The organism is Sporichthya brevicatena, from assembly GCF_039525035.1.
Classification (GTDB): Bacteria; Actinomycetota; Actinomycetes; order Sporichthyales; family Sporichthyaceae; genus Sporichthya; species Sporichthya brevicatena.
Genome location: NZ_BAAAHE010000001.1, coordinates 1 through 9,056 on the forward strand (window position 1 = coordinate 1; position 9,056 = coordinate 9,056).

The following is a 9,056-nucleotide window of genomic DNA, read 5'->3' on the forward strand; positions in this document are numbered from 1 at the left end:
CCCGCGCCGTTCGGGCCCAGGATCGCCATCGACGCGCCGGCCGGCAGCGTCAGGCTCATGTTCCGGACGACGGTCTTCTCGCCGTAGCCGGAGGTGACACCCCGCGCCTCGAGAATGTTCTGCGCGCCCAGCTGACCGGTCATCGATGGCCTCCGACTCCGCCGTCCTCGGTGCCCAGGTACGCCTTGCGCACGACGTCACTGCTGAGCACCTCGGCCGGGACACCCTCGAAGATCAACTGACCGAAGTCGAGGACGTAGGCGTAGTCGCAGAGCCCCGAGATGACGTTCATGTCGTGCTCGACGATGAGGATGCCGATCCCGTTCTCCGCCACCACCTGACGCAGGAGCTCGGTGAACGCGTCACTCTCGGAGTGGTCCAGACCCGAGGACGGCTCGTCCAGGAGGAGCAGCCGGAAGTCCCCGGCCAACGCGCGGGCAAGCTCGACGAGGCGGCGCTGACCGGTCGAGAGCCGACCGGCGCGCGCCGTGGCGAGGTCGCTGATTCCGCACTGCTCCATCGCCCGCCGCGCCGCCTCCGTGACCAGCGAGCGCTCGCCCCGGCGGGGCAGCAACTGCGTCACCGGCGACACCCCGGCCAGGCGCGCCTCCCGTCCGAGCGCGACGTTCTCGGCGACCGAGAGGCTGTCGAACAGCTCGATCCGTTGGAAGGTGCGCCCGATGCCCAGGTGCGCCCGCTTGGACTCCGGAGCCTTCGTCAGGTCCACGCCGTCGAAGACGATCGCGCCCTCCGCCGGCGTCAGCGAGCCCGAGCAGGCGTTGAACGTCGTCGACTTGCCCGCGCCGTTCGGGCCGATCAGGCCGGTGACCTGACCGATCGGGGCATGCATGGTCAGCCGGTTCACCGCGGTGTGCCCACCGAAGCGGATCACGAGACCGTCGATGTGCAGACCGGCCAGAGCCGCGCGGGACTCCGCGACTTCGGTTGCCGTTATGGTCATAGTGTCTATTATAGACACGATGTCTATTTCTGGCGAGGGTGCACACATGGACAACGTCGACGTCATCGTCATCGGGGCCGGCCACAACGGCCTGGTGGCCGCCAACTACATCGCCGACGCCGGCCGGCGGGTACTCGTTGTCGAGGCCAACCCCGAGATCGGCGGCTTCACCGCGTCGCAGCGCGCGATCCCCGCGGCGCCGGACCACCTGACCCACCCGTACTCGTTCGACCCCTTCTTCTGGGACTCCTTCCCGCCGGCGACCGAACTCGGTCTCGACCGCTACGGCCTCCGCCGGGTCCGCGTCGACCCGGGCCTGGTGTACCTCGACCCCGACGACGCCTCGCTCGCGTTCTGGGAGGACCCGCGCGCGACGGCCCGCGAGATCGAGCGGTACTCCAAGGCGGACGCCGCGGCCTACCTGGAGTTCGCCCGCCTGCTCCGCGCGCTCAGCGACGTCGCCCTCTCGTACTTCGTCGCCAACCCGGTCCGGTTCGACGTTCGGCCGCTCGCCCGCACGGCGCGGCACGCGCTGCGCCACCGTAGGCATCTGCGCGACATCGCGGCCCTCGCCACCGGGACGGCGGCCGAGGCGATCGCCGACCGCTTCACCCACCCCGTCGTCCGCAACGCGCTGCACGCCGCGGCCGGGTCGACGATCCCCAACTCGGCCGACGGCAGCGGCGCCGGCTTCCTCTGGCTCGCGAACCAGCACCGCCATTCGCACCAGCACCCCGTCGGGGGCATCCAGTCGCTGCCGAACGCCCTGGCCAAGCGGCTGACCTCGCACGGTGGGAGCATCGAGGTCAACGCGCCGGTCGCCGAGATTCTCGTCCGGGACGGCCGCGCCGTCGGGGTCCAGCTCCGCGACGGCCGGGAGATCGCCGCGAACGAGGCCGTCGTCGCCAGCTGCGACCCCAAGACCGCTCTCGGCAAGCTGCTGCCGGAGTCCGCCCTTCCGTCGAAGCTCCGGTCGCGCGTGGACAACATCGCCGTGCGCAACGGCGGCTACGGGCAGATGAAGGTCGACCTCGCCTTCTCCGGCCGGCTCTCCCTGGACCGGTACGCCAAGCGCCGCGGCGACGGACTGGATCTGCGCAAGCCCATGCACGTGCTCGCCACCGAGGAGGGCATCGAGCGCGCGTTCGCCCGCTCGGCCGCAGGTCTGCTGCCCCACTCCGACGACTTCAGCATGTGGAACGTGATCCCGACCGGCGTGGACCCCTCTCAGGCACCCGACGGCCAGGACAACTTCTACTGCTACCTCGCGGTCGCGCCGTACGAGGTCGAGGGCGGTTGGGACACCCCCGACAGCGAGGGCCTGACGATGCGTCAGCGCGCCGGCGACGCCGTGGTCGCGAAGCTCGGCCGCTTCTACGACGGCGTCGAGACGCTGGAGATCGGCCGCCGCGTCCTGACCAACGAGGACTTCGAGGCCTTGGTCGGCGCGAGCGGCGGCAACATCACCCACGTCGACATGACGCTCAGCCGCGGCGGCCCGCGCCGGCCGGCCCGCGGCCTTGCCGGCTACCGCTCCCCGGTCCCTGGTCTCTACCTCGGCGGTTCCGGCTCGCACCCGAGCGGCGGCATCACCGGCGCGCCGGGCTACATGGTCGCGCGCGAACTCCTCCGCGACGGCCGCAAGGATCGCAAGTCGTGACCGCCGTCAGCGAGCACCCCACGACGAGCGCCACCGCCCCCGCGCCGGAGCGGCGACCGGGTCCGTTGACCTTCTGGTCGGCGGTCGGTGCCCTCACCATCGCGCTGACGGTCTACTGCTGGACGCGGTGGATCCTCTCCGGGAACTTCACACGGGCCGAGACCGGGCCGGACTCCTACGACTACCTCTGGTACCTCCGGGCCTTCGAGGTCACGGCGACGGCCGCCGGCGTCGTCATGCTGTGGTGCTGGGTGATCCGCCCGTGGCGGCAGAGCCGGCACGTGCCGATCGACGGCAAGATCCTGCTCGGCATGATGTTCGCCTACGTCGTCGACCCGACGTTGAACGTCTTCAACTCCGCGTTCGCGATGAACGCCCACTCCGTCAGCTACGGCTCCTGGGGTCCGTGGCTCCCGTTGGGCTGGAGCGCCGACGAGGAACGCTTCGCCGAGGGCCTGTTGTGGGCCCCGCAGCTCTACATGTACTTCGGCCTCTTCGCCGCCATGGCCGGCTGCGTGGCGCTGCGGTGGCTACGACGCCGTTGCCCCCGGGCGAGCAATCCGACGCTCTACGCGATCGTCTTCGCCGCGTTCACCCCGCTCGCCTTCGTCGTCGAGATGGTCTTCCTGGTCCTGCCGCAGCTCTACGTCTTCCCGGGCGTCCCGAGCAACTTCAGCGTCTTCACGGGCGAGGTCTACCAGTACCCGCTCTACCAGGCGCTGTTCGCCGCCGTCTTCGGGATGATGGTGACCTGGTTGCGGGACTCGGTCGACGAGACCGGTCGCTCCGCCGTCGAGCGCGGCGTCGACCGCCTCCCGATCGCCGAGTGGCGCCGGCACGCGATGTCGTTCTGCGCGGTGACCGGGTTCTGCACGGCCTCGGCTCTGAGCTACTTCCTGCCCTACGGGTACGCCTCGATGTCGGCGGACACCTACGTCGAGCTGCCGTCCTACCTCGCGCCGGCCGCCTACTGTGGCGTCGAGGGCAAGCCGATGTGCGCGTCCGAGTACCTCGACCGACTGCAGAACGGCACGACGGAATGACCAAGAAGGCCCCGGAGACGGTGCAGGCGCGCACCGGCGCCCGCCGCCGGGAGGCGACGCAGACCGCCATCGTGGACGCGATGCGCACGCTGCTGCTCGACGGCGAGCCGTTCTCCACGTTGTCCGTCGAACAGATCGCCAGCGCCGCCGGGCTCTCCCGCGCGACCTTCTACCTCCACTTCGCGGACAAGAAAGAGGTCATGATCCGGCTGGCCCACGAGATCGTGGAGCAGCGGTTCGTGATCGGGGCGGAGCCCCTCGCCGACCCGCACATCGGGCGGGACGCGGTGAACGCCGTCGTCACCGAGATGGTGGACCGCTGGGTCGCCGACGCTCCACTGCTCGAGGCACTCATCGAGCTCGCCGAGCAGGACCCGGCGGTGAACCAGAACTGGATGGACGCCGTCCACGAGGTCGGCGAGATGGGCGCGAAGCTGATGTCCGCCCGCTGGGGCGGCGGGCCCGGTGCCTACGACGACCCGGAGACGCTCGGCAAGGTGCTGGCCTGGATGTTCGAACGCTCGGCGCACCAGCTGACACGGGACCGGTCGGCCCGCGATGCCGTGATCGCCGCCATCTCCGAGGTGCTCTGGCGCGTGTTCGAGTACCGGCCGGCCCGCGGCCGGGCATGACCACCGCCGCTCCGACCCCACGCCGAACCCGGCGCCGGACCTCGACCGAGGTGCAGCACGGCATCCTCACCGCCGCCCGCCAGGCCTTCGCCACCGAGGGGTACGACGGCGCCGCGACGCGACGCATCGCCACCGCGGCCGGCGTTGCGGAGACGCTGATCTTCCGTCACTTCGAGGCCAAGGCGGGGCTCTACCGCGTCGCGATCCTCGAGTGGACACCCTGGCTCATCCGCGAGTTCCGGTGGACGGGTCGACCGGAGGACAGCGAGAGGCGAACGCGCGTACCTGGGCGAGCCCGCAGCGTGTTCGCGACCTTCGTCTCGGTGTCCGCGTACGCGGCGCTCTTTCGACGTTCCGGACCCGTACGCACTCGACGCGGACGGTCGCGCGGAACTCGTCCGGCTGGCCGCGACCGCACTCCTCACGGCGGCGACTGACCCCACCGCGCCGAGTCAGGCGTCCGGGGCGTAGGACGCGATCATCGCGACCAACCCGGCGCGGAGAGTCTCGTCGTCGGTCAGCGTGCCGGCGATCGCGGCGGTCGCGGCGTCGACGAAGCCGATGCCGGCGCGGATGAGACAGGCCGCGGTGATGAGCGTGCGGGTGGAGGCGACCTCGCGCAACCCGGCGTCGTCGAGACGACGGATGGCCGCGCCCAGCCGGATGAGCGCGGAGGCGTCCTCGGTTCGCACGTCGACCTCGCCGCGGAGGATCTCCAGCTCCACCTCCGGAGAGGGGTACGCGAGTTCGACGGCGACCATGCGCTGCCGGGTGGAGGTCTTCAGGTCCTTGAGGACGCTCTGGTACCCGGGGTTGTAACTGATGACCAGCTGGAAGCCCTCGGCAGCGCGCAGCACTTCACCACCGCGTCGTTCGAGGTTGAGCTCGCGGCGGTGGTCGGCGAGGGAGTGGATCGCGACGGTCGCGTCCTGGCGCGCCTCGACGATCTCGTCGAGGTAGCAGATCCCGCCCTCGCGGACAGCGCGGGTGAGCGGACCGTCCTGCCACACGGTCTCCCCACCGGAGAGGACGTAGCGCCCGAGCAGGTCGGAGGCGGTCATGTCCTCGTGGCAGGAGACGGTGAACAACGGCACCCCCGCCTCGGCGGCGATGTGCTCAACCAGGCGCGTCTTGCCGCATCCGGTCGGGCCCTTGAGCATCACCGGCAGGCCCTCGCGCCGCGCCGCGCGGAAGAGCTCGACCTCGTTCCCGACCGGGACGTAGCGAGGGACGTCGAACGGCGTGGGGGTCGTCGAGGTCAGGGTCATGCGCGTACTCCTCCAAGTCGCCGCCGGGTCGGGGCCGGAGCCTCGGCCGAGCGGATGGAACGTCGGCTGGCCGCGGCGGTGCGGACGGCCCGGGCGAACAGCGGACGGATCTGGGCGGGTAGCGCGCCGGCGTCGACGAGTCGCGCCTGCGGCAGGTCCTGCCAGATCCGGTCCACGGCTGGGTCGGGGTCATGGCCGGCGTCGACGCTGATGCGTACGCAGCCGATGCCGCGCGCGATCGCGGCGTCGAGCGCGTGCCGGCAGTCGGCCTCGGCGTAGTCGCCCTCGTAGTCCGACTCGTAGGGGAAGCCGTCGCCGACCATCACGAGCAGACGGCGGGTGGTCCCCGCCTCGCGCTCCAGTACCGCGGTGGCGTGTCTCACCGCGGCACCGAGTCGGGTGAAGCCGTGCGGTTCGATGCACGCCAGCCGTCGCCGGGCGCCGGCGTCGTAGCGGTCCGCGAAGGACTTCACCCGCAGGAAGCGGACGTCCTGCCGGCCGGCCGACAGGAAGCCGAATGCGGCCACCGGGTTGCCCAGCCGGTCGAGCGCGCCGGTCAGGCCATCGACGATCCGGCGGTGCTCGTCGTACTGCCGGCGGCCGTCGACGGAGTCGGCGCTGGACGAGGTCGCGTCGAGCAGGACCAGCACACCGAGGTCGCGACCGGTGCGCCGCGGCTGGGCGTAGATGCGGGCCTCCCGGGTGTCGCCGGCCGCGCGGTCGGCGACCAGGTCGACCAGCGCGTTGAGGTCGAGGACGTCGCCGGTTTCGTGGCCGGTGCGGTACTCGGCGGCGTGGCCCAGCGCCGCGAGCTGGCGGCGCAGGGCACGGTCCTCCACCACGAGCGGCGACCCGTCCAGCTCGGACGCCGGCGGGTCGAACTCCGCGACGACGCAGCGGTCGGGCCGCAGCACCTGCCGCCGGACGTCCCACTCGGGGTAGTGCGCACCCCGCGGGACGGGGCGGCTGTCGACGACCCGCGGCGGCAGCGTCGTCGCGAGCCGACGGGCGTGCTCGCCGGGCCGGCCGGGTCCACGGTCCTCGCCGGTCGAGTTGTCCCCGCCCCCGCCGCCACCCTCGCCGGGCGACCGGCCCATGCCGAGCATCTTGCGGAAGATCGAGGACAACGGGCTGGAGCCTGGCATGGACAGCATCTCGAGGACCCGCGACGACTCGGCCTCGTCGGGGTCGAGTTCCGGCACGCCTTCGTCGAGCCGCAGGTCGTCCGCCGGCGAGACCGGCGCCGACCCGGAGTCCGCGGCCGCGGCTCGCCGGACCTGACCTGGCCGCAACTCGCCGAACCAGGCGGGTGGAGCCACGATCGGTCGCCGCCGCTCCTGCGCCCAGGCCAGCGACTCCGCCGCACTGCCGGCGCAGGGACCGGGGACCACCTCCGCGACGCGGGCGGCAACACGGGGCGGCAGGACGGGAACCGTCACCGCCGCCCGCGCCACCTCCAGCGCGAGGTAGTGCGGGTGCAGACGACGGTGGCCGGTCAACCGCTTGAGGATCCCGATGTCCAGACCCCCCGACGCGATCAGCGCCGCCTGAACCAGCACGGTCGCCTCAAGGAGATCGGGGTCCGAGGGCGGGACGAAGATCGTCCGGCCGTCGGTCCAGGCCCGTTCGCCGGCCGCGGGCGACACCGTGACGGAGCGCCCCGCGACCGCCGAGGCGAGCAGGTTCAGTCGATCGAGTTCGTCGAGCACGGTGTTGGTGGGTTCTCCCGGGCAGTCCGGACGAGGATAGCGATCTGACGCAAGGTCAAGTCACTCGGCGCGATTGCCTTGCCGCCGGTGTCCGCGAGCGCGTCGAGACCGTCCGCGAACGCGTCCACTCCCTGGTTGGCCATCTCGTTGCCCGCCGAGAACGGCGCGATCACGGTCCGGACCTGATCGATGTACCCGGGCGCCTCGGCCCGCAACTGCTGCACGCCCTGCGCGCCCTGGGTGAGGAACTGGGCCTGGGCGGTGCCGAGCGGGTCCGGCAACGGCTGCGAGAGGGCGGCGAGCGCGATGCCGTAGAGCACCGACGGACCCGCGACCGAACCGGTGGAAAGCGCGTCCAGCAACGCGGAGAAACCGGTGACCCGCGCAGCCGGGCAGGGCTCGGCCGCCGCCGGGGCAGCCGGCTTCTCCACCGCCTGGGCACCTGCGGCCAACGCCGGAGCGCCGCCGAGCAGCACCCCGAGCATGGCGACGGTGACGCCGCAGCGAGTGGCGATCTTCATGACGACTCCCTTCCTTCGTGCACCGCGGTCAGCCCTTGGGGCAGTTCAGCGCCGGACCCGGACCCTGGGTGAACTTCTTGCCCTTGATGACGACAATCCCGAAGCAGAGCTTCTTCGGGGCGCTCTTGCCCTTGGTGAAGTCGAGCGGGTACGTCATGCCACCGAGGGTTTCCCCCTTGATCTGGTAGACGCCCTTGAAGACGTCCGCCGCGGTGGGGTTCTCCGCCGGCAGGTTGGCCGCGGCCGCGCCGAAGAACGCACCGGCCGCCCACCCGAGGATGTTGCTGCCGTCCGGCGCGACGCCCGGCGCGTACCGGGCCAGCGCGTCGATGAAGGTCCGGACGCCCTCGACGTTCGTGGCCGTCCACGGCGTGATCTTCGTGCCGATGACGATGCCGTCGACGACGTCTGCCTTCGGCAGCCCGGCGTTCACGACGATGTCGCCGGTGCCGAGCATCGGCCGGTAGTTCTGCCGCGCGCAGTCGGAGGCGAACCGCTCGATGCTGGCCGAGTCCATCCCGAAGACCAGCAGGTCGGCGCCGGCCTGCTTCGCCGCGAGGCAGTTGGCCGTGTAGTCGGGCTGGGTCAGCGAGGGCCGGGCCGCCATCATCGGCGTCAGGCCGATGGATTTCATGTAGGCGGGGTCCTTCCACGTCGCGTCGAACAGGTCGCAGATGCTGAAGTCACTGCACGCGAACGAGGCGACCTTCGTCTTGCCGGCCCGCACGGCCTCCTGCGCGACCGCGCCGATGATGGCCTTGGCGAACATGTCGCCGGACGGGAACGCCGTGACCGTGTAGGGGTTCTCGTAGAACTGGTTGAGCCCGCCCTCGGAGCTGAAGGTCACGACCTTCTTCGAGTTCAGGTACTCGTTGTTGCCCGCCGGGGCGAAGCCGAGGGTGTTCTGGACGAACGCAATGACGTTCCGCTGCTCCACGAACTCCTTGACGAGGGAGTTGTAGCGGGCGGGGTCACCGCCGTCGTCACCGACGAGCACGTTGACGGGGTGGCCGTTCGCCCCACCGTGGGCGTTCGCGTAGCTCGCCCAGACGCGGGCACCGGTCGTGGTCCCCCCGACGAGCGCACCGATCGGGCCGGAGAAGGTACCGACGAGCCCGACGTTGATCGGGCTGAGGTTGGCGACCTTCGGGGTGTTGGCCTTGGCGGCGCCGGCGGTCCCGGTGCCGGCCGTGGCGGCCGTCCCGGTCCCGGCCGCCGGCTTGGTGCCGGTGTCCGTCCCGGCGGCCGCGCCGCCGGCCACG

The 9,056-nt window shown here is 71.5% G+C and carries 9 protein-coding genes; 4 read left to right on the top strand and 5 right to left on the bottom strand.

The features are described from left to right. Nucleotides 1-139: 139 nt before the first annotated feature. On the bottom strand, nt 140-961 hold the full coding sequence (locus ABD401_RS00005) for an ABC transporter ATP-binding protein (protein ID WP_344600252.1): 822 nt from the start codon (nt 959-961) through the stop codon (nt 140-142). Between the two features lie 46 nt (nt 962-1,007). On the opposite strand from ABD401_RS00005, the gene ABD401_RS00010 reads away from it, so the two are divergent. The 4 genes from ABD401_RS00010 to ABD401_RS00025 are packed head-to-tail and all read left to right on the top strand — an operon-like array spanning nt 1,008 to nt 4,733. Beyond that, nucleotides 1,008-2,621, top strand: a complete 1,614-nt coding sequence (locus ABD401_RS00010) for a phytoene desaturase family protein (protein WP_344600254.1) — start codon at nt 1,008-1,010, stop codon at nt 2,619-2,621. Continuing rightward, nucleotides 2,618-3,664, top strand: coding sequence for a spirocyclase AveC family protein (locus ABD401_RS00015; protein ID WP_344600256.1), 1,047 nt, complete (start codon nt 2,618-2,620; stop codon nt 3,662-3,664). Before ABD401_RS00010 ends, ABD401_RS00015 begins: the two co-directional genes overlap by 4 nt. Continuing rightward, complete coding sequence (locus ABD401_RS00020) at nt 3,661-4,296, top strand: TetR/AcrR family transcriptional regulator (RefSeq protein ID WP_344600258.1); 636 nt, start codon at nt 3,661-3,663, stop codon at nt 4,294-4,296. The genes ABD401_RS00015 and ABD401_RS00020 overlap by 4 nt, the downstream gene beginning before the upstream one ends. After that, the gene (locus ABD401_RS00025; protein ID WP_344600260.1) at nt 4,293-4,733 is read left to right on the top strand and encodes a TetR family transcriptional regulator; all 441 of its coding nucleotides are present in this window, start codon (nt 4,293-4,295) and stop codon (nt 4,731-4,733) included. Before ABD401_RS00020 ends, ABD401_RS00025 begins: the two co-directional genes overlap by 4 nt. Nucleotides 4,734-4,748: 15 nt before the next feature. Here ABD401_RS00025 and ABD401_RS00030 read toward each other — a convergent pair whose 3' ends face one another. The 4 genes from ABD401_RS00030 to ABD401_RS00045 form a co-directional block, all read right to left on the bottom strand. Then, complete coding sequence (locus ABD401_RS00030) at nt 4,749-5,564, bottom strand: CbbQ/NirQ/NorQ/GpvN family protein (protein ID WP_344600262.1); 816 nt, start codon at nt 5,562-5,564, stop codon at nt 4,749-4,751. Beyond that, nucleotides 5,561-7,273, bottom strand: a complete 1,713-nt coding sequence (locus tag ABD401_RS00035; protein WP_344600264.1) for a nitric oxide reductase activation protein NorD — start codon at nt 7,271-7,273, stop codon at nt 5,561-5,563. The genes ABD401_RS00030 and ABD401_RS00035 overlap by 4 nt, the downstream gene beginning before the upstream one ends. Then, on the bottom strand, nt 7,249-7,794 hold the full coding sequence (locus ABD401_RS00040; protein ID WP_344600266.1) for a hypothetical protein: 546 nt from the start codon (nt 7,792-7,794) through the stop codon (nt 7,249-7,251). The genes ABD401_RS00035 and ABD401_RS00040 overlap by 25 nt, the downstream gene beginning before the upstream one ends. 28 nt (nt 7,795-7,822) lie before the next feature. Continuing rightward, the coding region (locus ABD401_RS00045) for an ABC transporter substrate-binding protein (protein ID WP_344600268.1) at nt 7,823-9,056 on the bottom strand (1,234 nt) is incomplete at its 5' end.

What these genes read in the sequence shown, in the direction of transcription:
- ABD401_RS00005 (WP_344600252.1), bottom strand. Translation starts at nt 961, where the DNA reads ATGACCATAACGGCAACCGAAGTCGCGGAGTCCCGCGCGGCTCTGGCC.
- ABD401_RS00010 (WP_344600254.1), top strand. Translation starts at nt 1,008, where the DNA reads ATGGACAACGTCGACGTCATCGTCATCGGGGCCGGCCACAACGGCCTG.
- ABD401_RS00020 (WP_344600258.1), top strand. Translation starts at nt 3,661, where the DNA reads ATGACCAAGAAGGCCCCGGAGACGGTGCAGGCGCGCACCGGCGCCCGC.
- ABD401_RS00025 (WP_344600260.1), top strand. Translation starts at nt 4,293, where the DNA reads ATGACCACCGCCGCTCCGACCCCACGCCGAACCCGGCGCCGGACCTCG.
- ABD401_RS00030 (WP_344600262.1), bottom strand. Translation starts at nt 5,564, where the DNA reads ATGACCCTGACCTCGACGACCCCCACGCCGTTCGACGTCCCTCGCTAC.
- ABD401_RS00040 (WP_344600266.1), bottom strand. Translation starts at nt 7,794, where the DNA reads ATGAAGATCGCCACTCGCTGCGGCGTCACCGTCGCCATGCTCGGGGTG.